This is a genomic window from uncultured Ruegeria sp. (genome assembly GCF_947504215.1).
Lineage (GTDB): Bacteria > Pseudomonadota > Alphaproteobacteria > Rhodobacterales > Rhodobacteraceae > Ruegeria.
In genome coordinates, this window is record NZ_CANNGO010000002.1 from 1 (window position 1) to 22,483 (window position 22,483).

The following is a 22,483-nucleotide window of genomic DNA, read 5'->3' on the forward strand; positions in this document are numbered from 1 at the left end:
GCCTCCGGCGATGATCAGCTTGGGGTTATGCTCTTTCGCCAGCGCCTCGACCTGATCATAGTCCAGCATGTTGTCTTCTTTGCGGACGCCGTATTGCACGGCGTTGAACCACTTGCCCGACTGGTTCGGGCGGGCGCCGTGGGTCAGGTGGCCACCGGCATCCAGGCTCATGCCCAGAATGGTGTCACCGGGTTTGATCAGCGCCTGGAACACGCCCTGATTGGCCTGAGAGCCTGAGTTCGGCTGGACGTTGGCGAAATCACAGCCAAACAGCTGTTTGGCGCGATCGATGGCGAGATTCTCGGCGATATCGACAAACTGGCACCCGCCATAATAGCGCCGCCCTGGATAGCCTTCGGCGTATTTGTTGGTCATCACCGAGCCCTGCGCCTCCATCACGGCGGCGGAGACGATGTTCTCGGATGCAATCAGTTCGATCTCATCACGCTGGCGACCCAGCTCGGACGTGATCGAGCCATAAAGCTCAGGGTCACGATCAGATAGGGACTGGGTGAAAAAACCGGTATCACGAAGATTGGCGTTCATTTGCGCTCCACATGGCTGGATGAAAATCTTGAAGATTTCCTATCGGAAACTCCGCGGGTGCAAAAGGCTTAAAACGACGATTTGGTCAACTGCGGCGTCAAGTCTGGCCTATCGGGGAAAGGTATGTTTGTTTCGGAACCAAATGTGCAGCACCGGAAACCGGAACAGATGAAAAAGAGAATCGCATTTCTTGCCAGCGATGCCAAAGTGGCGCAAACGGCACGTGACGATCTGGTGGCCAAACACGGAAACGCCGCCCCTCGGGACGCCGATGCCGTGGTCGCCCTTGGTGGGGACGGGTTCATGCTACACACGTTGCACAATATGCAACATCTGGACACGCCGGTTTACGGCATGAACCGCGGAACCATCGGGTTTTTGATGAACGAGTTTCACGAAGCTGATCTGATGGACCGGCTTGCCGCGGCCGAAGAAGAGGTCATCAACCCGCTGGCCATGGATGCAATGGACCAGTCTGGCAAGCTTCACAAAGCCCTTGCGATCAACGAAGTATCGCTGCTGCGCGCGGGACCACAGGCTGCACGCCTGAAAATCAGTGTCGATGGCAGAGAACGCATGGCCGAGCTTGTTTGTGATGGGGCTTTGTTGTCCACGCCAGCGGGATCGACCGCGTATAACTACTCAGCCCATGGCCCAATCCTGCCGATCGGCTCAGATGTTCTAGCGCTGACCGCGATTGCCGCGTTTAGACCTCGGCGTTGGCGGGGTGCGCTACTGCCCAAGATCGCCAATGTGCGTTTCGATGTATTGGACGCGGACAAACGGCCCGTGATCGTCGCCGCCGATTCCGTTTCCTTTCCCGATATCGATTGGGTCGAGATTCGCTCGGAACCTGCGATATCCCACCGGATTCTATTTGACCCAGGACATGGGCTTGAAGAACGGTTGATATCCGAGCAATTCACATAAAACGCCGGATCTACGCGATTTTTGACATGTTATGTGACCCAGTTCACAGGCGGTCGGTTCACCGTAGGCTAACCTGATCTTGCTCGGAGAACACGTCACGGTGGAAGTGAGTGGCCACCAAACGGCGTTTTCGAACAGTTGCGCAAATTTCGCGCTGGCGAGGGTGGGTGGTGCTACGCTCGTCATCAAAAATCCGAGCATATTTTAGTATGCGGACCCCGGGCAAAATAACCCGGGGTCTATTTTGTTTAGGGTGCGGATTTTGCCTCACCCTCTCATTTTGTCCCAGAGTGGAATGCACATCTGTCCGACCCGAGCTTCGATCGCGGCGGCGGCATCTACGGCCAGATCTTCACGCCAGCGCCGTGCAGCAATCTGAACGTTGATAGGTTGCGGTCCCTGTGGCAGTTCCGCCAACCGGGCAGGAACACATGCTGCAGGCAGCCCTAAGAAATTCATCGCATAAGAATAGACGGCGCAGCCCAAAACTTCGTGTACGCCTTCTGCCCCTTCGGTGTCACGGTCGGGTTTGAAAAACGGCTGCGGCAGGAAGGGCGAGAGTACAAGGGGATAGTCTTGAAGAAACTGTGACCACTCTCTGGCGTAGTGGCTGCGCTTGGCCAACATATGCACCAGTTCGGTTTCCACGATCGGCGGGAACTCTTGAAAATAGACATCAAAAATATCTCGAATTTTCTGCGAGCCTGCCGCTTCAATATCTGATTTCATCAGGGTCAGAACTTCACCCATCAGCGTCCGATACCCGATCCGACCGCATTCAAACACGTCTGGCGGATCAATTTCGTCGACGACATAGCCTGCATCGACCAAAGCCTCGTGGGCGGTGTCCAAGGCTTTCTCGACCTCGGGATGAAGCGCGTAACCAAAGGTGTTTTTGGTAAACGCCACTTTGATGGGGGCTTCTACAGGGGCACCGCGCCAGGCGATTGGCACGTGGAATGGATCACGCGGATCAGGTGCGATCAGGCTGGGCATCGACAGATGCAGGTCCGCGGCAGACCGGGTGATCAGGCCCTGAACCGACATGGATTGCGCCAGCAGACCTCGTTCGGCTTGCTGGCTGGGGTTCCATGCAGGGACGCGACCGAGGCCGGGTTTGACTGTCACCGCACCGGTCGCCGCGGCTGGAAAGCGCAGGCTGCCACCAATGTCATTGCCATGAGCCAGCGCGCCGACGCCAGCCATCACGGCAGCGGCCGCACCTCCGGAAGATCCGCCTGGTGAAATATGCGCGCCCCAAGGGTTATGTGTTCGCCCATACAATGGGTTGTCAGTATCCGCGCGAAACGAGAATTCTGGTGTGTTTGTTCGCCCGATCACAACGGCGCCAGCCTCTTCCAGATTGGACACAACCGGCGCGTCATCTGGCGCGATGACATCTTTCAGAGCGACCACGCCATTGGTGGTGGCATGTCCTTTCTGATCGACATTTACCTTGATCGTGACGGGCACCCCGTGCAGCGGACCGGTTGGCTCGCCTTTTGCCCGAGATTGATCAAGTGCACGGGCCCGGTGCAAGGCTTCAGCGCTCAGATCTTCGACAACCGCGTTTAAGGCTGGATTCACGTCTGCCATGCGGTCAAGTGAGGCTTGCACCGCGTCTTGAGCGCTCAGATCACCGTTACGCGTTAAACTGGTCAAGTCAGTGGCGCTGAGCCGCCAGATGTCGCTTTGTGTCATGAACCCTCTCTGTCTTAGAACGACAGTAGGGGGCCTGTTTTGAGTTGCAAGCGAAAGCCGGAGAATTGAGGGCCGCCTAGGACCGCCCTCATGTTATTGTGCGTAGCCGATGGTTTGCAGCGCCGACTTGATCTCATCCAGAATGACGGGATCGTCGATCGTGGCCGGCATCTTGTAGTCCTGACCATCCGCAATCGACACCATTGTCCCACGCAGGATTTTACCTGACCGGGTCTTGGGCAAACGGTCCACAACTACAGCCAGTTTGAAGGCAGCAACCGGGCCGATTTTCTCGCGCACCATCTTGACCACTTCTTGCGAAACTTCGCCGTGATCACGTCCGGCCCCAGCGTTCAGGCACAGGAAACCAACGGGCATTTGCCCTTTCAGCTGGTCCGAGACGCCAATGACCGCGCATTCGGCGACATCCGGGTGTGCGGCCAAAACCTCTTCCATGCCACCAGTGGACAGACGGTGGCCAGCAACGTTGATGACATCATCGGTGCGCGCCATGATGTAGAGGTAACCATCCTCATCAATCATTCCCGCATCGCCGGTTTCGTAGTATCCGGGGAAATGCTGAAGGTAGGATTTTTTGAACCTCTCCTCAGCATTCCACAGTGTCGGCAGCGTCCCCGGAGGCAGCGGAAGCTTTACTGCAATGGCACCCAGTTCGCCGGGTTTCATCGGGTGTCCACCTTCGTCCAGAATCTGAACATCATATCCGGGCATCGGTTTCGCAGGTGAGCCCAGCTTGACCGGCAGTTCTTCGATGCCCAGCGGGTTGCCTGCGATGGTCCAACCGGTTTCGGTTTGCCACCAATGATCGATCACCGGAACTTTCAGTGCTTTTTGCGCCCATTCGATCGTGTCGGGGTCTGCCCTTTCACCTGCCAGAAACAAGGCCCGTAGGCTTGAAAGGTCATATGTCTCAAGCAATTCACCCCTTGGGTCCTCGCGTTTGACAGCGCGGATCGCGGTGGGTGCGGTGAAGAAACTGCGCACTTTGTGTTCTGATATCACGCGCCAGAAGGTGCCTGCGTCGGGTGTGCCGACCGGCTTGCCCTCGAACACGATAGTTGTGTTGCCGTGGATCAGCGGCGCGTAGCAGATGTAGGAATGCCCGACCACCCAGCCAACGTCTGAGGCTGCCCAGAACACATCGCCCGGATCGACATCATAGATGTTCTTCATCGACCAGTTCAGCGCCACAAGGTGGCCAGCGGTTGGCCGAACGACTCCTTTGGGGGCTCCGGTTGTGCCAGAGGTATAGAGGATATAGGCCGGATCATTACCCGCCACAGGCACACATTCTGCAGGTTCGACGCCATATTGAAACCCGTGCCAATTGTAGTCACGACCCTCGACAAGCTGGGCAACCTCTTGTTCGCGCTGGAAGACGACGCAAAAGTCGGGCTTGTGGTCCGCCATATCGATGGCACCGTCCAGCAAAGGCTTGTAGTGGACGACACGGCCTGGCTCCATCCCGCAGGATGCCGCGATGATCGCTTTGGGTTTGGCATCGTCAATGCGGACCGCCAACTCGTTGCTGGCAAAGCCGCCGAACACAACCGAATGAACCGCGCCCAACCGGGCACATGCCAACATCGCCTCAAGCGCTTCGGGGATCATCGGCATATAAATGATGACGCGGTCACCTTTTTCGATACCTTTGGCCCGCAATGCGCCAGCGAGAGTCGCAACGCGGTTGCGCAGCTCGACATAGGAAATTTCGCGTTTTGTGTGCGTGATTGGACTGTCGTAGATAATGGCGGCCTGTTCGCCACGCCCGTTTGCCACGTGTCGGTCCACGGCGTTCCAGCAGGTATTGACCTGCGCGTCGTTGTACCATTCATAGAGCGGCGCATTGTCGTCAAACAAAGCTTTGCTAGGGGCTTTGACCCAATCGATCCCTTTTGCGGCGTCCATCCAGAACGCCTCGGGGTTGGTTTGCCAGCTCTCATAAACGTCCTGATATGCCATCTCGTCCTCCTCCCAAAGCCTTGCGCATGTTGTTATGCATCCCTGCTGCTTCGAACAAGCGGCGCGATTGACGGCGCGTCAGTTTATCGCAAAATCTTTGCAGGGGACCCCAGATTTTCCTGCAAATTTTTGCAAACCCCTTTTTGTGCTGCAGCTTGGGTGCGCCGCTGCGAAGGTTTTGCAAATCTGCAAACTTAGTCATGCAAAATCCGGCTCAGCCGAAGAATCGACTCACCCGGCGCTTTTGGCATAGCGTGGCAGGCTGTCCTGAACACTTAACCACCTTAGATGATCCGCATGAAAAACATGGAACCGAGGTGGCAAAGTATCCGGATCTTCAAGCGTCGCGGTGTAGAGGTGGATGTTCTCGGTGTCTTGGGCGTTGCGATACGCCATTTGAGTGCCACAGACCCCGCAGAAAAGTCGCTCCACAGCGTCAGATGACCGGTAGATTTTTGGTGCCTCCCCATGCCAATCAACGGAATCGTGCGGCACCCCAAAAAACGCTGTGACAGGCGACGCGCAATTGCGGCGACAATCGGCGCAATGACAATAACAGCTCCAAGCGACCTGACCTTCGCTTTCCCAGCGCACCGCTTTGCAATGACAATGCCCTTTCATGCTGACCTCCCTGAATGGCGGCCAGCCAATAGGGCCGCCTGACCTAACCGTAATGCGCGACTGGCGTTCCGGCAATGGCAGCCATATTCAGCAATCCGCGCGCCGTGATCGCCGGGGTAACGATATGGGCCTTGTTGCCCATGCCCATCAGGATGGGGCCCACCTCGATTCCATCAGCTTTCATCTTCAGGATGTTGCGCACCCCACTGGCCGCGTCAGCATGGGCAAAGATCAGCACATTCGCGGCCCCCTCCAGACGCGATGCCGGGAAGATGCGGGCCCGCAGATCCGGATCAAGGGCCGCATCCAGGTTCATCTCACCCTCATAGACAAAGTCCCGAGGTTCCAGGTCCAGAATGTCCAGCGCGGCGCGAAGACGCTTACCGGACCCTTCTTCCTGATTTCCGAATTGAGATTGCGAACAGAACGCGATCTTTGGTTCGATCCCAAACCGACGGACATGGCGCGCCGCGCCGATCGTGGATTCAGCCAGTTCCTCGGGTGTCGGAAGTTGGCGCACATGCGTGTCGGCAATGAACAACGGGCCGTCTTCAAGGATCATCAAAGACAGCGCACCGTGTGGGCGTAAATCGCCATCGTCCAGCACCTGTTCGACATAGTTCAAGTGCCACCGAAACTCACCAAAGGTGCCGCAGATCATGCTGTCCGCCTCCCCACGATGAACCATGATCGCGCCAATGGCCGTTGTGTTCGTGCGCATGATTGCCTTGGCCAGATCCGGCGTCACGCCTTGGCGCTGCATGATCTGATGATAAGAACTCCAGTAGTCATAATACCGTGGGTCATTTTCCGGGTTCACGATCTGGCAATCCTTGCCGGGACGAATGGTCAGACCCAGTTTTTCGCAGCGCGCTTCTATCACGTCCGGCCGCCCGATCAGGATCGGCGTTTCGGTGGTTTCTTCCAGAATGGCCTGGGCGGCGCGCAGGACGCGTTCATCCTCGCCTTCGGCAAAAACGATCCGGCGAGACGCGACGGCAGCGGCCTCGAAGACCGGGCGCATTAGCAGGGCAGATTTGAATACGGATTGGTTCAGCTTTTCCTTGTAGGCTTCCATATCCTCAATCGGCCGCTTCGCCACGCCGCTGTCCATTGCAGCCTTGGCGACGGACGAAGAAACAACGCCCACCAATCGCGGATCAAACGGCTTAGGGATCAGGTAATCTGGCCCGAAGGTTAGCTGTTCCCCCTTGTAGGCGGCTGCGGCTTCGGCGCTGGTTGTAGCGCGGGCCATGTCGGCAATACCATCAACGCAGGCGATCTGCATTTCATCGTTAATCTCGGTCGCGCCGACATCCAATGCGCCTCGGAAGATAAACGGGAAACACAATACGTTATTGACTTGATTGGGAAAATCGCTGCGCCCTGTGGCGATGATCGCATTTGGTGCAACCTCTCGCGCAGCTTGCGGCAGGATTTCAGGCGTTGGGTTGGCCAGTGCAAAGATGATCGGACGATCGGTCATTTTCTCGACCATCTCGGGCTTCAAAACGTTCGGTCCGCTGAGGCCCAGGAACAGGTCGGCGCCACCTATGACGTCGTCCAGGGTTCGCAACTCCGACTTTTGCGCAAACTGATCTTTGTGTGGGTTCATGTCCTCGGCACGGCCCTCATAGACCAGACCATGAATGTCACACAGCCAGATGTTTTCCCGTTTGACGCCCAATTTGACCAACATGCTCAGGCAGGCAATGCCCGCTGCACCGCCGCCGGTTGAGACGACTTTGATGTCTTCAAACGACTTTCCAGCTACGTGCAGCGCATTTTTGGCGGCCGCGCCCACGACAATAGCTGTGCCATGCTGATCGTCATGGAAGACGGGAATGTTCATCCGCTCACGGCACAGCTTTTCGACAATGAAGCAATCCGGAGCCTTGATGTCTTCAAGGTTGATCGCCCCAAAAGTAGGCTCCAACGCGCACACGATATCAGCCAGTTTTTCGGGGTCAGGCTGATCGACTTCGATATCGAAACAGTCGATCCCGGCGAATTTCTTAAACAGAACGGCCTTGCCTTCCATGACGGGCTTCGAGGCGAGTGCTCCGATATTGCCCAAGCCCAGGACAGCTGTCCCGTTTGATACCACTGCCACCAGGTTCCCACGTGACGTATAAAGCTCGGCATTGGCTGCATCTGCTTTGATTTCCAAACTTGCCTCGGCCACGCCCGGCGAGTAGGCGCGCGCCAAATCACGGCCATTCGCCATCGGTTTGGTGGCCTTGATTTCAAGCTTCCCGGGCTTTGGATGGGCGTGATAGTCTAGCGCGGCTTGTCGCAGGCTGGGTGTATCTGACATGGCGGGACTTCCTGTTGGATATTTAGTTTAACGTTAAACTAGTGATGACCCAAGGGAAACAGGGAATTGAAACGACCCGCAGGCACGCTGCTGCTTGCAAAACCAAAGGCTCGCATTCACTGTCCCGCCTGAAGGAGAGCATCATGAGCGACACCATAGCTGAATTCCGCATTCCCACCAAAGAATTGCGTGATGACATCCCGTTTTACACCAAAGTGTTAGGGATGCGGATGGACATGATCTATCCTGCTGACGATCCCAGTGTTGCTGTGTTTTCGGGACACGGTCTGCGGCTGCGAATTGAAAAAGACGCGCCTGAGGCGCCGGGAACCTTGCGCATCCTGACTGAAGATCCCGGCAGTTTCCTGGATGGTCAGCGCAGTGTGGTGGCGCCAAACGGGACCCGAATCGAGATTGAAGAGCGCTATCCGCCCTTGGAGATGCCTGAAACCGTCCATTCCTTTGTGGTCCGTAGGTTGAAGGATCAGGCGCCATGGATCATCGGGCGGGCGGGAATGCACTACCGCGATCTGGTGCCCGACCGGCTTGGGGGGTCCATCATTGCCAGCCATATCCGCATCCCCGATGGCGGACCGGTGCCGGACATGGTGCATTTTCATAAGGTCGGGTTTCAACTGATCTTTTGCATCCACGGCTGGGTGGACGTGGTTTACGAGGATCAGGGCGACAAAATGCGACTGACGGCTGGGGATTGCTTTATCCAGCCTCCTGAAATCCGCCATCGGGTACTTGAGGCGTCAGACAATGTTCAGGTGATCGAGATTGGTGTTCCTGCCGAACACGTAACCGAGATCGATCATGATATGGATCTGCCTACCCCACATGTCCGACCAAATCGGGAATGGCGCGGTCAGCGATTTGTCTACAATCAAGCCAAGGACGCCGATTGGCGGGCGTTCCGCCTGCCGGGCTATATCTGTCGCGACACGACGATTGCTGAAAACACAAAGGGTGTCGCTGGTGTGGTAGTGGTGCGCCGGGGCCAGGGTGATCCAGTGTGGGCCAGCCACGATACCGATATTCATTTTACATTTGTCATGAACGGCGAAGTCACGCTGGAGGGTGAAGGCCGGGATTCCTACCGGTTGGAGCAGGGGGATGCATTCGTCATTCCGCCCGGTATGCGGACGCGACTGGCGGATCCATCGCAAGACGTTGAACTGTTAGAGGTCACTCTGCCAGGCGTTTTTGGTACGAAACTGGGGTGAATGATCGTGCAGGGGTCTTCAACTCCCCCTGTGCTTTCCTTTAAGGTATGTGTTTCTGACCAGATGATCAAAAATTGGGGAATCGCTATGTTGCTCAAAGACGCTGCCTTGTCCGTCCGGGAAAAAGCTTATGCGCCTTATTCGAACTTCAAGGTTGGTGCGGCGATCCGAGCCACGTCGGGTCAGGTTTTCTCGGGCTGCAATGTTGAAAACGTGGCTTACCCTGAAGGCACTTGCGCCGAAGCTGGCGCGATTGCTGCGATGGTTGCTGCCGGTGAACAGGAACTCGCCGAAGTGTATGTGGTCGCCTCCAGCCCTCAGCCAGTTCCGCCATGCGGCGGGTGCCGTCAGAAACTGGCCGAGTTTGGAAAGCGTGACGTGAAAGTGACGTTAGCAACCATTGATGGATTAGAGCTGGAAACAACAATCGGGCAACTTCTGCCCGGTGCGTTTGATGCGTCGCATATGGAGGGTACCTGAGCCTATGGACGCCCGCTCGATCATTGCAAAGCTGCGGCAATCCGAAGTGCCCACGCGTGAAGAACTGATCTGGTTCGCACAAGGTTTGGCCGATGGCGGTGTCAGCGACGCGCAGGCCGGTGCTTTTGCGATGGCTGTTTGCATGGGCGGTTTGGGCGCGCAGGGCAGGGCTGATCTGACTGTCGCCATGCGCGACAGTGGTGAGGTACTAATCTGGGACGTAGACGGCCCGGTCATCGATAAGCATTCAACCGGCGGCGTCGGGGATTGTGTCAGTCTGGTTTTGGCGCCAGCTTTGGCAGAATGCGGTGCCTATGTTCCGATGATTTCAGGCCGGGGGCTGGGCCACACCGGTGGCACGCTGGACAAGCTTGAGGCCATACCCGGCGTCGGCACTCAAATCAGTCAAGACCGTTTGACGCAAGTACTACGTGACACGGGCGCTGCCATCGTTGGCGCAACGGGTCAGATCGCTCCAGCGGACAAGCGGCTATATGCTGTGCGGGATGTGACAGCGACGGTTGAAAGCTTGGACCTTATCACGGCCTCGATCCTGTCAAAGAAGCTTGCCGTCAGCCCGGATGCTCTGGTGCTTGACGTCAAAGTCGGCAGCGGCGCGTTTATGAAAACCATTGAAGATGCCCAAAAATTGGCATGGGCACTCACCGAAACTGCGAACACTGCGGGATGTCGAACCTCGGCTGTCATTACCGATATGAACCAGCCCTTGGCGCCTGCATTGGGCAATGCGTTGGAAGTGGCCGAGGTGATGAAGACACTTACGGGTGCGACGAAGTCCCCATTGGCAGAGATTTCGGCCGAACTGGGCGGTGTGCTGCTATCTGACGCGGGGATGTGTGACACGGTGGATTTGGGTCGCACGAAAATCGCCGAGATCATCGCTGATGGGCGCGCCGCAGATCGGTTCGGTCGGATGATGGCCGCTGTTGGTGGCCCGGTGCAGTTTGTCGATACATGGGCGCGTTTCCTGCCCGAGGCAAACGTGATCCAAGAAGTGCCCGCACCCAGCGATGGATATGTCACCGCCATAGATGGCGAGGCGCTCGGCCTTGCTGTTGTGGCGCTGGGCGGTGGGCGTCAGGTGGAGAGTGATCAGATCGATCCGGCCGTTGGTGTGTCGCAAATCCTTCGGCTGGGGGATCGGGTTGCAAAGGGCGAAACGCTTGCATGTGTGCATGCGGCACGCGAGGACGCCGCGCATCGCGCAGCGGCAACCATTTCTGCAGCAATGACGATTCACGACAAACCCACCGCGGCGCCGAACCTTGTGCACGAAAGGATCACCGCATGACCCGTGCGTTTCTGGTGGTGATGGATTCCGTCGGTATCGGCGGCGCGCCGGACGCAGACCACTTCTTTAATGGAGAAACCCCAGATACCGGGGCCAATACACTGGCGCATATCGCGCAGGCCTGCGCTGAAGGACGGGCTGAGGAGGGGCGATCAGGTCCCTTGCACCTGCCAAATCTGGATGTGTTGGGTTTAGGGGCCGCCACGCGGCTCGCGTCAGGGGATGCAACGCCGGGCATGGATGCCGACCCGACGGGCCTGTGGGGCTGTGCGCGTGAACATTCGCCCGGAAAAGACACCCCGTCAGGGCACTGGGAGCTGGCCGGAGTTCCTGTTCCGTGGGACTGGCATTACTTTCCCGACACAAAACCGACCTTTCCAACCGATCTCGGCCGGGCCGCAGCCGAAGCTGCCGGCACCAATGGCATTCTGGGGGATTGTCATGCCTCAGGCACAGCAATAATCGCCGAGCTGGGGGCCCAGCACATGCGCTCGGGCTGGCCAATCTGCTATACCTCTGCCGACAGCGTCTTTCAGGTCGCGGCGCATGAGGAGAGCTTTGGCCTCGATCGGTTGCTGGACATGTGCCAGACGCTTGCGCCGCGCTTGCATGACATGAAAGTGGGTCGCGTGATTGCCCGCCCGTTTGTTGGATCGCCCGAGACAGGCTTTACCCGCACCACCAACCGCAAGGATTTCGCAATCCTACCGCCCGCACCGGTCTTGACCAACTGGGCGCAGGATGCGGGGCGTCGGGTTCACGCGGTCGGAAAGATCGGGGACATCTTCTCGATGCAGGGGATTGATACGCTGCATAAGGGATCGGATGCTGAGCTGATGCAGCATTTGTCCAACCTCGTGGACGAGGCAGAAGACGGGAGCCTGACGTTCGCCAACTTTGTCGAGTTTGACAGCCTCTATGGCCACCGCCGTGACATCAGCGGCTATGCTCGTGCGCTGGAGTGGTTTGACCGGGAACTTGGTATGATCCTGCAAAAACTGCGTCCGGGTGACCTGTTGCTGCTGACGGCTGACCATGGCAATGATCCCAGCTGGATCGGCACTGACCATACGCGTGAACAGGTTCCGGTTTTGATTGCTGGGTGCGGGACAGGCCAGATCGGACAGGTTGAATTCGCTGATATCGCCACCAGCATCGCCCATCATCTGAACATTCCGGCGCAAGGGCCGGGAAGGACTTTTCTATGACCGTCGCTAACCTACCCAAAATCGAACTGCATCTGCATCACGAAGGGGCCGCCCCTCCGGCTTTCATCCGTCAGCTGGCGCATGAAAAGCGTATTGATCTGAGTGGCATATTCAAACCGGACGGGTCATATGACTTCCGTGATTTCGCGCACTTCCTCAGCGTTTACGAAGCCGCCTGTGAAGTCCTAAAAACACCCGAAGACTTTCGCCGTCTGACATTGGCCATTCTGGAAGAAAGCGCCGCGAACGGCGTGGTTTATTCTGAAACCTTTCTTAGCCCTGATTTCTGCGGCGGTGGGGATCTACATGCCTGGCAAGACTATCTGAACGCCATTCAGGACGCAGCTGACGAGGCCGAGGATAAGTTTGGCATTACTCTGCGTGGCGTTGTCACCTGTGTCCGCCACTTCGGTCCTGAACAGGCCAAGCGCAGCGCCCATTGTGCCGCTGAAACTGCCGGCAACTGGATCACCGGATTCGGCATGGGCGGCAACGAATCCATTGGTGCCCAAGGTGATTTCAAATGGGCCTTTGAGTGCGCGCGCGAGGCGGGTTTGCAACTGACCACCCACGCAGGTGAATTTGGTGGCCCGGAAAGTGTTCGCGATGCCGTCCGCGACCTGAACGTCGAACGGATCGGTCATGGTGTGCGGGCTATCGAAGACCCTGACCTTATCCACGAACTGGCCGACCGGGGTATCACGCTGGAAGTATGCCCGGGTTCTAATGTGGTTTTGGGTCTGTTTCCAAATATCGAGGCCCATCCGATTGCGCGGCTGCGTGATGCCGGGGTCAGCGTCACCGTCTCAACCGATGACCCGCCGTTTTTTCACACGACCATGCGGCGCGAATATGAGATGTTGAATGCAGCCTTCGGCTGGGAGGCCGAGGATTTTGCCAACTTGAATGAAACCGCCCTGAACGCGGCCTTTTGCAATGAAGACACGCGTGCGCGGGTCAAGAAAAGACTGGAGACAACATGAGCGAACATCTGACCGTCGTTGATCACCCGCTGGTGCAGCACAAACTGACGCTCATGCGGGACAAAGGCACCTCGACCGCCGTGTTCCGGCAGTTGCTTCGCGAGATCACCTTGTTGCTGGCCTATGAGGTCACGCGTGAGCTGAAATTGACCACCCGCCACATCGAAACCCCGATGGAGGAGATGGATGCCCCCATTCTCGCGGGCAAAAAACTGGCACTGGTGTCGATCCTGCGGGCCGGGAACGGGATGTTGGACGGGGTGCTGGAACTGATTCCATCAGCACGCGTCGGGTTTGTCGGGCTGTACCGCGATGAAGAGACGCTGAAGCCGGTCCAGTACTATTTCAAAGCGCCCGAGGGGCTGAAAGACCGACTGGTAATCGCGGTTGATCCGATGCTGGCCACCGGCAACAGTTCGGCCGCAGCCATCGATCTGCTGAAAGAGGCCGGTGCCACCGATATTCGCTTTCTCTGCCTGCTGGCCGCTCCAGAAGGCGTTGCTCGCATGAAAGAGGCGCATCCGGATGTGCATATCGTGACCGCCGCGCTTGACCGCCAACTCAATTCCAAAGGTTACATCATGCCGGGTTTGGGCGACGCGGGCGACCGAATGTTTGGCACTAAGTAATCCAGCCTATTCGCCGCAGATATTTTGTAGCTGGACCCAGTCACGGTCCGGCAGCACCTGCTCCAGCGCGCGTCCAGCCATCGGGTCGGCCTCAATCAGGCCGAGCACCGTTTCGCCGGTGATGTCGCGCGCATAAGCGTATGGGGTTGAAGGAAGTGCCGCCTGTGCAAAGACGGCCAACAGGTCCTCTTCGCCAACTGCGGGGCGTGGCTGTGACAGAACCTGTTCGGTGTACGTGTCCACAATACTCGGCGTCAGACGGCCAGTTGTCAGCAAACGGAAGGCTGTTGATGGCCCGGTCCGGTCCAGCAAGTCTTCCAGCGGATCCTGGTTTTCGGACCGTGCGCGTTCTGCGATGACATAGCCCGCGGCAACAGCGGGGTCTTCGTGATCCTCGACCAGCGAACGGCTTAGCAAAACAGTACCGCCAGGCAGGCTCAGGCTGTCCCTTACTCCGGCGGGCAGGATAACGATCTGACGTACTCCAGTACGCCGGGCCAGCCGATCCAGTGAGGCTTGGGCGTCCTGTGAGGCGCATGCCTGGCCTGAAACCCGCTCAATCCGATGTAGGATTGTGTCGCCGATTTCCTGCCGTTTGACCCCAGGTACGACCGAGACCACATGGCTTTGCAAAGCGGCTGGTAACCACAACAGCAACACAGCAAGCACCGCAACAACAACCCCGCCGACACTTAGCCATCGCAAACGCCCCGGATGCGGGCGGGACCGGTCGATGGCGCGCTGGAGGCGGTCGATCGCCTCAAGCATCGTTGTCTCGGCCTCGGCCAGTTCCAGCGTTTCATCCGGATCTCCGTCAGGGTTGAAGATCGCAGGAAAATCCCCGGGATTCTGCCGTTCGAGTGCGGCCAATGACCAATGCGTCAGTGCCTTGTCATTGAAATCGGAAATCGTAAGCGTGGCTTTACCAATCGACACAACAACCTCGCGCCGCTGCTCATCGGGCGAGGTGCGCCACAGACCGGTGGCTTCGATCCGCTGGTACTGTTTCAGGGCCGTCATCGGGGTGAAGTCTGCTCGTTATTGTTTTGCTACAGCTTAGCATGGTGAAATCACATGGCGCAAACCTGTTGCTTCACCTTTCGGAATTGTGCTGGATACGTCAACGCGCAGAGGTTCGGGGCCGCCGACCTTTGAATCTGGGTAAAGGCGCAGAATGCAGTCAGACAAAACAACGTCACCGATACTCTCGTCGGTTCTTATGGTCAGCGCCATGGCGATCATCGGGGTGATCGATAACGTCGTGATCTTGCTGGCCGATACTATCGGGCTGTGGCAATTCCACCTGAGCCGGGCTTTGTTGATGTTGCCACTTATCGCAGGTCTGTCGCTTTTTGGGTTGGGTGGATTGAGGCCAAAGCGTTTGGGCCCGGTCATTTTGCGAAGCGTGCTGATCACGATGGCCATGCTGTTTTATTTTGCGTCGCTGGCGATGATGCCAATTGCGCAAGCTTTGGCGGGGTTGTTTACGTCGCCGATTTTTGTGCTGCTGATCTCATCCTTGGGGCTGAAACAAACGATTGGACCTTGGCGCATAATGGCCGTTCTAATCGGCTTTACCGGCATTTTGTGTGTGCTGCAGCCGAACCCGGGCGAATTCGATGCCAAGACGCTCCTACCAGTTGTCGGAGGGTTGTTTTACGCGCTCAGTTCGATTGTCACCCGTAGCCACTGTTCGGATGAAAGTACGGTGGCACTGTTGGCCAGTATGATCATTACACTGGGCCTTGCAGGTGCGATCGGAGTTGCAGTTTTGTCGGTGTTCCCCATCGCTTCACCGGACGGGCCGGATGGGTTTGTTTTCCGGGGCTGGGTCTCGGACATGCGACCGGCCGTATCGTGGATCCTGATACAAGCCTGTGGATCGACCGTCGCCGTTTTCATGCTGATCAAGTCTTATCAGATAGGCGAGCCATCTTATGTGGCCGTTTTTGAGTACTCGGTAATGATCTTCGGCCCGCTTTTTGCATGGGTCGCGCTAGGCCAGACCATCGGAACCATGCAGATCGCCGGTATCGCGTTGATCGCAACCGCCGGCGCGCTGCTGGGGTGGCGGGCAGGGCGCGCGCCCGCGGGGCAGGCGGCGACGTGATCATCTCGACCAGTCAACGCTATGTCTTTGTTCATATCCCTAAAACGGGGGGGACCTCGCTGATGCAGGCGCTGGAACAAGGGGTGAGCGAGGATGACATTCTATTTGGCGACACCCCCGTTGCAATAACGCGCCGTGCGCGGGCCAAAACGTTAGACGCTCGTGGGCGTTTATGGAAACACTCGACGCTGGCGGATATCGATGGGGTATTGTCTGAAGGTGAGTTGCAGAACTTGTTTGCCTTTACCATGGTACGCAACCCATGGGATCGGATCGCCAGCTATTACCATTGGCTACGGGTGCAGAAGTTTAACCATGCGGCGGTGGCCTTGGCGAAAACAACAGATTTTGAAAGCTTTGTATTAAATCCCGCGATGCTGCGCTCGTTTCAACAACACTCTGCCGGATCCTACATGACAATGGCGGATGGGCGCGAGCACTGTCAGGCGTACATCCGGCTTGAGCATTTCGAACAAGACGCCGACCCGATGTTCAGGCACTTGGGCTACAAGGTGGATTTGTCGCATCTGAACCGCTCGACCAGACAGCAGGATTATCGCCAATACTACAAAACACAATCTGCCGAAGCGGTGGCGCGGGCCTGTTCAGAAGATATTCAGAGATTCGGATATCAGTTTGATACGGGGCGTTAACGATAGTTTCCAAACGCGCATAAAACGGCGTTAACTTCGCAGCTCTGTCCAAAGACTAGCGGTCAAACGAGCCCTTGATGGCTCAATTTGGGCGTAAATATGTCGAAAATAAGTCGGACCTTCATTTTCGTGCTAGCACATATGGACAAGTTAATTGTGCCATAAGGGGGTGCGGCACGTGTTAGAAGTAGTGAGTGTTTCAGGTTTCTTAGATCAAACCGGTGATGTTGATCAGGCCTTTTTGAGTGAATCGGTAAACGCGCGTCGGAGCGGGCTGGTAGATGGCACTAAAGTCGCCACAACCCGTGGATGGAAACTGGTAGAACAACTTGTGGCCGGAGATCTGGTGCGCACGTTGGACAATGGCTTCAAAGAAGTGCGCCGGATTTCTACGAATACAGTAACCATACCCGCCGGTGAAAATCGTGTTGAGTATTTGCCGGTGTTTGTCCCTGCGAGGTCGGCTTACAATGGGCGACCGGTCTGGCTGATGCCCGAGCAGGGGATGGCCCTGAATCTCGGCATGGTCGATCCCGAAATCAGTGGGTATTCCATTGTTCCGGCCAGATTGCTCAGCGGCGCAGGCCAACTGACGTCACAAGCGCCTGGCGCGACGTTTGAGGTCAGTTCGTTGTTCTTCGATGCGGATGAGATTGTCTTTGTCGAAGGTGGCCTGCAGGCATATTGCCCATCAGGACGTTTTACCATGCGAAACACGCCCGGGAATTCGGGCTATGATGTTGTTGAAGACGATGAAGCCATCGTGCTTGTAAATTCGATTGCAAAGAGTGGCGACATGTCGGCCCTCGCAAACCCATTGGGTGCATTGCCAGCGCCCATCCCGCAGGAAACGGTTTTACCGGTTCGTCCGCCCAGTGGAATTCGCCGACCGGGTCGTCCGGGCCGGCCAGATGTGCCAGCCTTGTTTCTGCGGTCTGAATGGCAGACCTAACCAAACATTGAAAACGATGCAGGCGCGTGAAATCACGCGCCTGCATCACCGTTTCAAGCGGCTTTGGCTTCAGGGTCAAAGCGGCCATAGAAGCTTTGGCCTTTCTCTGCCATCTCGCGCAGCAGCGGTGGACATGCAAACCGGTCTCCATACGCTTCGGTCAACTGGTCACAGCGCTCGGCCGCGTAAGGCGTGCCGATGATGTCCAGCCAGCTCAGCGGACCACCGGACCATGGCGCAAAGCCCCAACCCAGGATGGCGCCAACATCGCCTTCGCGGATGTCTTCCAGAACGCCTTCTTCCAGCGCGCGAACGGCTTCCAGAACCTGCGCAAACATCAAGCGTTGCTGCACTTCGATCAGTTCAGGCTGATCCTCTGCCAGCGGATACTTGTCCTGCAGACCTTTCCAGTATTCGGTGCGCTTACCCTTTTCGTCATAATCGAAGAAGCCAGCACTTGCCTTGCGGCCAAGGCGGCCCTGTTCTTCCATCCAGAAGATCAGATCGTCAGACGGGCTTGCCGGATAGGCGTTGCCCATCGCCGCTTTGGTTGCACGAGCGATCTTGGCACCCAGATCAATCGAGGTTTCGTCAGTCAGCTGGATCGGACCAACCGGGAAACCCAACTGACGTGCCGCATTGTCGATCAGGATCGGGCTAACACCCTCGGTGATCATGCGCGCGCCTTCGTTGATGTAAGGGATGATGCAGCGGTTCGCGTAGAAGAAGCGCGCATCGTTGACCACGATCGGTGTCTTGCGGATTTGCCGCACGTAGTCCAGCGCCTTGGCGACCGCGCGATCACCGGTTTCTTTGCCTTTGATGATCTCGACCAGGAACATCTTTTCGACCGGCGAGAAGAAATGGATGCCAATGAACTGATCCGAACGCACCGAGGCTTTCGCCAGATCAGAGATCGGCAGCGTCGAAGTGTTCGAGGCAAAGATGCAATCCTCGGGGATGATTGCCTCGACCTTTTTGGTCATCTCGGCCTTCACACCCATATCTTCGAACACAGCCTCGATGATCAGATCGCAGCCTTTGAGATTGTCCAGATCTGGCGTTGCGGTGATGCGACCCAGCATGGCTTCTTTCTTTTCAGCTGTGACCTTGCCGCGCTTCATACCCTTACCCAGATAGGTCTCGGTATAGGCTTTACCCTTGTCCGCGGCTTCCTGATCGCGGTCGACCAGAACCACTTCCATTCCGGCCTGAGCGGATACCAGCGCGATACCCGCACCCATCATGCCCGCACCCAGAACGCCGATCTTCTTGACCGACTGATCCGGTACACCAGCGGGACGCACAGCGCCCTTTTCCAGTGCTTCCTTGTTCAGGAACAGCGACCGGATCATCGCGCCCGACGACGGATTCATCAGCACGGAAGTGAACCAGCGCGCCTCGATTTTCAGGGCGGTGTCGAAATCAACCAGCGCCCCTTCGTAAACTGCGCTCAGCAGAGCCTTGGCCGCCGGGAAGGCGCCCTGGGTCTTGCCATGCACCATCGCCGAGGCACCGACAAAGTTCATGAAACCTGCTGGATGGTAGGGCGCGCCTCCGGGCATCTTGTAACCTTTGGCATCCCAAGGCTTGACGATATCCGCGTCTTTGGCGTTCAGCACCCATTCCTTGGCGGCTGCAAGCGGATCGGCGGCGATCTCGTCAATGTACCCTGCGCCTTTGGCCTTTTTTACGTCCAGCATCTTGCCTTCCAGCAGCAGCGGTGCAGCCGCGATGGCGCCGACCTTGCGCACCATACGGGTGGTGCCGCCTGCGCCGGGGAAGATGCCGACCATGATTTCGGGCAGGCCATATTTGGCCTTGGGGTTTTCGGCCGCAAAGATGCGATGTGTGGACAGGGGAAGTTCCATGCCAATACCTGCGGCGGTGCCGGGCAGGGCGGTGGCAATCGGCTTGCCGCCCTTCTTGGTCTTGGCGTCCATACCGGCCATTTCGATCTTGCGCAGCAGGGCGTGCATCCGCATCGTGCCATCAAATAGGCCCTTGGCGGGATTGTCGCCCGCTTCTTCCTTCATCACGGCCAGCAGGTTCAGGTCCATTCCGCCTGCGAAAGAGCCTTCTTTGCCGGACGTTACGACGATGCCTTTGACATCCTCATCGGCCAGCGCCTGATCGATGCAATCGCTCAGCTGTGCAAGACCGTCAAAGGACATCACATTCATGGTTTTGCCGGGGACGTCCCAAGTGATAGTGGCGACGCCGTCCGCGTCTTTGCTCAGAGTGAAATCAGTCATTGCCATCTCCAATTTGGTCAGCCGTCAGCGGGCTGCCATCTTTGCGGGTGAAAGAGAATCCGTTCTCATCATCCTTCACCATCATGTCTAAATCGCTGTAATAGCCGGTCTCGGTCGGGGTCCGTGTGCCCACCACCAGAAAGGTCATGGGCTCATCGGTCTTGTTCACAAGGTGATGGCCGTTAACTTCACCTGCGGGCCAGGCGGCGCAATCACCGGGCTGCATATCGTGTTCGCCATCATCATCGATCAGCGTGCATGAGCCGCTGAGAATGATGGCAAACTCGTCCTGCTCCATGTGGTAATGGCGCAGCGAAGACAGGCCCTGCGGTTCCAACCGCACGATATTGACCCCGTATTGAGACAGGCCACCTGCATCTCCGACGCGCTGGGCGAAACGACCTGCGGTTGCTTCGGCCAGCTTGCCGGGATAGGACGAGCCACCTTGAAACGGGATCTGAGAGAGGTCCAGCTTGGGCATCAGACGCGCTCAATGATAGTCGCCGCACCCATTCCAGAGGCGATGCACAGCGTTGCGAGGCCAGCTTCTTTGTCCTGACGCTCAAGCTCATCCAGCAGGGCACCGATGATCATTGCGCCGGTGGCACCCAACGGGTGGCCCATCGCAATCGAGCCGCCGTTGACGTTCACTACGCCGGGGTCAACATCAAACGCCTGCTGGAACCGCAACACGACCGAGGCGAAGGCTTCGTTCACTTCGAACAGGTCCAGATCGCTGATCTTCATGCCGTTATCGGCCAAGATTTTCTCGGTCACCGGAACCGGGCCGGTCAGCATGATGGTCGGATCGGTGCCGATCTTGGCAGTCGCCTTGATACGGGCACGCGGTTTCAATCCGTACTTTTCGCCGAATTCCTTGTTGCCGATCAGAACCGCTGCCGCACCGTCCACAATACCCGAGCTGTTGCCGGCGTGGTGGATGTGGTTCACGCGCTCAAGATGCGGGTACTTCAGCATTGCCACCTTGTCGAATCCAGGCATCTGCTCGCCCATCATCTGGAAGGACGGGTTCAACGCGCCAAGGCTTTGCATGTCCGTGCCGGGGCGCATGTATTCGTCGCGGTCAAGAATGGTCAGGCCGTTTTGATCCTTGACGGTGATCACAGACTTTTCAAAGCGGTTGTCTTCCCAAGCCGCCGCCGCACGTTTCTGCGATTCAACCGCCAACGCGTCTGCGTCATCACGGGTGAAACCGTACTCAGTGGCGATGATATCGGCCGAGATACCCTGTGGCACAAAATAAGTGCCCATCGCCAGTGAAGGATCAACGGCAATCGCCGCGCCGTCGCTGCCCATTGCCACACGGCCCATCATCTCAACACCGCCGGCGATGTAGGCTTGGCCTGCGCCGCCTTTGACCTGGTTTGCCGCGAGGTTCACAGCTTCCATGCCCGAGGCGCAGAAGCGGTTGATCGCCAGACCGGGGATCGATTGGTCCAGATCCGAGGCCAGAACTGCCGAGCGCGCCAGACAGCCGCCTTGTTCCATCACCTGCGTGACGTTGCCCCAGATCACATCCTCAACGGCGTGGCCTTCCAGGTTGTTGCGCTCTTTCATGGCGTTTAGGGTCACGGCGGACAGACGCACCGAGGTCACCTCGTGCAGGCTGCCATCCTTACGGCCCTTGCCGCGCGGAGTGCGCAGGGCGTCATAGATATATGCTTCAGTCATGGGGTCTCTCCTTAAGCGCGATCCGACGGGTTGCCGGGCATCAGGTCATAGGGGTGTTTCCAGCCGGGCTGCTCGGATAGACGAGTCAGCCAGGCGTCGATATGAGGCCAGTCGGCGCGGTCAAAGCCGAAAGGTTCGGGGTAATACAGATAGCCGCAGCAACTAAGATCGGCGTTGGTCACTCCGTCGCCAACGATCCAGTCGCGGTCGTTCAGATGATTGTTCAGAACGTCGTAGGCCGCTTTCAAACGCCCTTGATTGAAAGCGATGACATCCGGGTTGCGGTGTTCTTCGGGCAGAAAGTTGATCAGAAATCGGGTTAGACCGGCCATCGAGCTAAGCTTGTGATTGTCCCACAGCACCCAGCGCAGAATGTCGTAGTTCTCTTCCCTTGTCTTGCCGCCGAACTTGCCGGATTTCTCGGTTACGTAGGCCTGAACAGCGCCCGATTGACTGGTGCGGAATTCACCGTCGATAAGAACCGGAGCCTCGCCCAACTCATTGACCTCAGAACGGTATTCAGGTGTGCGCGTGACGCCTTTGAAAAAATCGACGAAGACTGGCTCCCACGCCAGGCCGGACATCTCGAGCGCCAACGCGGCCTTGTAGGAGTTTCCACTTTCTCCAAAACAATGAAGTTTGATGGTCATGCGATCGCCCCTCCCAAGGCGCTTTTGGCTCAGCCGGAATTGAGTATTTTTGAAAAGATGAAGGTTTAACAGTAACCTTTGATCAACCTTCTTCCAGTTCAATGGTTGTGCGGTACAGGCTGGAGAGCCGATGGCCGCAAAAGGTGAAGTCGTCCCTGTCCTGATGGCGAGTGCGCCCGGTGGCAGGGGCGCGTCCTGCCTTCATCTTTTCACAAATACTCCCGCCGGAGGC

General features: G+C 57.4%; 19 protein-coding genes and 1 pseudogene. 10 read left to right on the forward strand and 10 right to left on the reverse strand.

Going from position 1 to position 22,483, the window contains the following annotated elements:
• Window positions 1-546, reverse strand: a pseudogene (gene glyA / locus Q1B21_RS05270) (serine hydroxymethyltransferase); the annotation flags it as partial.
• Window positions 547-714: 168 nt separating this feature from the next.
• On the opposite strand from glyA, the gene Q1B21_RS05275 reads away from it, so the two are divergent.
• Window positions 715-1,476: an NAD kinase gene (locus tag Q1B21_RS05275; protein ID WP_366525394.1), complete on the forward strand. Its 762-nt coding sequence runs from the start codon at window positions 715-717 to the stop codon at window positions 1,474-1,476.
• Window positions 1,477-1,743: 267 nt separating this feature from the next.
• On the opposite strand, the gene Q1B21_RS05280 is transcribed toward Q1B21_RS05275, so the two are convergent.
• The 4 genes from Q1B21_RS05280 to Q1B21_RS05295 form a co-directional block, all read right to left on the reverse strand.
• Window positions 1,744-3,177 carry an amidase family protein gene (locus tag Q1B21_RS05280; protein ID WP_299886801.1) on the reverse strand — a complete coding sequence of 478 codons (1,434 nt, stop codon included), beginning with the start codon at window positions 3,175-3,177 and terminating at the stop codon, window positions 1,744-1,746.
• Between the two features lie 93 nt (window positions 3,178-3,270).
• A complete protein-coding gene (prpE, locus tag Q1B21_RS05285; protein ID WP_299886804.1) occupies window positions 3,271-5,160 on the reverse strand; it encodes a propionate-CoA ligase PrpE in 1,890 nt (629 codons plus the stop codon).
• 231 nt (window positions 5,161-5,391) lie between these two features.
• Window positions 5,392-5,781 carry a GFA family protein gene (locus tag Q1B21_RS05290; protein WP_299886807.1) on the reverse strand — a complete coding sequence of 130 codons (390 nt, stop codon included), beginning with the start codon at window positions 5,779-5,781 and terminating at the stop codon, window positions 5,392-5,394.
• 43 nt (window positions 5,782-5,824) lie between these two features.
• Window positions 5,825-8,098: an NADP-dependent malic enzyme gene (locus tag Q1B21_RS05295; protein WP_299886811.1), complete on the reverse strand. Its 2,274-nt coding sequence runs from the start codon at window positions 8,096-8,098 to the stop codon at window positions 5,825-5,827.
• Between the two features lie 143 nt (window positions 8,099-8,241).
• On the opposite strand from Q1B21_RS05295, the gene Q1B21_RS05300 reads away from it, so the two are divergent.
• From Q1B21_RS05300 to upp, 6 genes are all read left to right on the forward strand, one after another.
• Window positions 8,242-9,327 (forward strand): cupin domain-containing protein, encoded by a 1,086-nt coding sequence (locus Q1B21_RS05300; RefSeq protein WP_299886814.1) that lies wholly within the window; start codon window positions 8,242-8,244, stop codon window positions 9,325-9,327.
• Between the two features lie 87 nt (window positions 9,328-9,414).
• Entirely contained in the window at window positions 9,415-9,807 is a 393-nt protein-coding gene (locus Q1B21_RS05305; RefSeq protein ID WP_299886817.1) for a cytidine deaminase, read from the forward strand.
• A 4-nt stretch (window positions 9,808-9,811) separates the two neighbouring features.
• Window positions 9,812-11,119 carry a thymidine phosphorylase gene (locus Q1B21_RS05310; RefSeq protein WP_299886820.1) on the forward strand — a complete coding sequence of 436 codons (1,308 nt, stop codon included), beginning with the start codon at window positions 9,812-9,814 and terminating at the stop codon, window positions 11,117-11,119.
• Complete coding sequence (locus Q1B21_RS05315) at window positions 11,116-12,327, forward strand: phosphopentomutase (protein ID WP_299886822.1); 1,212 nt, start codon at window positions 11,116-11,118, stop codon at window positions 12,325-12,327. Before Q1B21_RS05310 ends, Q1B21_RS05315 begins: the two co-directional genes overlap by 4 nt.
• Window positions 12,324-13,310, forward strand: coding sequence for an adenosine deaminase (locus tag Q1B21_RS05320; RefSeq protein ID WP_299886825.1), 987 nt, complete (start codon window positions 12,324-12,326; stop codon window positions 13,308-13,310). The genes Q1B21_RS05315 and Q1B21_RS05320 overlap by 4 nt, the downstream gene beginning before the upstream one ends.
• Window positions 13,307-13,939, forward strand: a complete 633-nt coding sequence (gene upp / locus Q1B21_RS05325) for a uracil phosphoribosyltransferase (RefSeq protein ID WP_299076587.1) — start codon at window positions 13,307-13,309, stop codon at window positions 13,937-13,939. The genes Q1B21_RS05320 and upp overlap by 4 nt, the downstream gene beginning before the upstream one ends.
• Window positions 13,940-13,945: 6 nt before the next feature.
• On the opposite strand, the gene Q1B21_RS05330 is transcribed toward upp, so the two are convergent.
• A complete protein-coding gene (locus tag Q1B21_RS05330) occupies window positions 13,946-14,959 on the reverse strand; it encodes a hypothetical protein (RefSeq protein ID WP_299886828.1) in 1,014 nt (337 codons plus the stop codon).
• Between the two features lie 154 nt (window positions 14,960-15,113).
• On the opposite strand from Q1B21_RS05330, the gene Q1B21_RS05335 reads away from it, so the two are divergent.
• The 3 genes from Q1B21_RS05335 (at window position 15,114) to Q1B21_RS05345 (ending at window position 17,654) form a co-directional block, all read left to right on the forward strand.
• Window positions 15,114-16,049 (forward strand): DMT family transporter, encoded by a 936-nt coding sequence (locus Q1B21_RS05335; protein ID WP_299886831.1) that lies wholly within the window; start codon window positions 15,114-15,116, stop codon window positions 16,047-16,049.
• Complete coding sequence (locus Q1B21_RS05340; RefSeq protein ID WP_298936781.1) at window positions 16,046-16,702, forward strand: sulfotransferase family 2 domain-containing protein; 657 nt, start codon at window positions 16,046-16,048, stop codon at window positions 16,700-16,702. Before Q1B21_RS05335 ends, Q1B21_RS05340 begins: the two co-directional genes overlap by 4 nt.
• A gap of 241 nt (window positions 16,703-16,943) precedes the next feature.
• Window positions 16,944-17,654, forward strand: coding sequence for a Hint domain-containing protein (locus tag Q1B21_RS05345; protein ID WP_299886834.1), 711 nt, complete (start codon window positions 16,944-16,946; stop codon window positions 17,652-17,654).
• A gap of 53 nt (window positions 17,655-17,707) precedes the next feature.
• Here Q1B21_RS05345 and Q1B21_RS05350 read toward each other — a convergent pair whose 3' ends face one another.
• Genes Q1B21_RS05350 through Q1B21_RS05365 form a run of 4 tightly spaced genes read right to left on the reverse strand, consistent with a single transcriptional unit; the run spans window position 17,708 to window position 22,251 of the window.
• Window positions 17,708-19,909: a 3-hydroxyacyl-CoA dehydrogenase NAD-binding domain-containing protein gene (locus Q1B21_RS05350; RefSeq protein ID WP_299886837.1), complete on the reverse strand. Its 2,202-nt coding sequence runs from the start codon at window positions 19,907-19,909 to the stop codon at window positions 17,708-17,710.
• Window positions 19,902-20,390, reverse strand: a complete 489-nt coding sequence (locus tag Q1B21_RS05355) for a cupin domain-containing protein (RefSeq protein ID WP_299886840.1) — start codon at window positions 20,388-20,390, stop codon at window positions 19,902-19,904. Before Q1B21_RS05355 ends, Q1B21_RS05350 begins: the two co-directional genes overlap by 8 nt.
• Complete coding sequence (locus Q1B21_RS05360; RefSeq protein WP_299076566.1) at window positions 20,390-21,601, reverse strand: acetyl-CoA C-acetyltransferase; 1,212 nt, start codon at window positions 21,599-21,601, stop codon at window positions 20,390-20,392. Before Q1B21_RS05360 ends, Q1B21_RS05355 begins: the two co-directional genes overlap by 1 nt.
• A gap of 11 nt (window positions 21,602-21,612) precedes the next feature.
• Window positions 21,613-22,251, reverse strand: coding sequence for a glutathione S-transferase family protein (locus tag Q1B21_RS05365; RefSeq protein WP_299886843.1), 639 nt, complete (start codon window positions 22,249-22,251; stop codon window positions 21,613-21,615).
• Window positions 22,252-22,483: the final 232 nt, after the last annotated feature.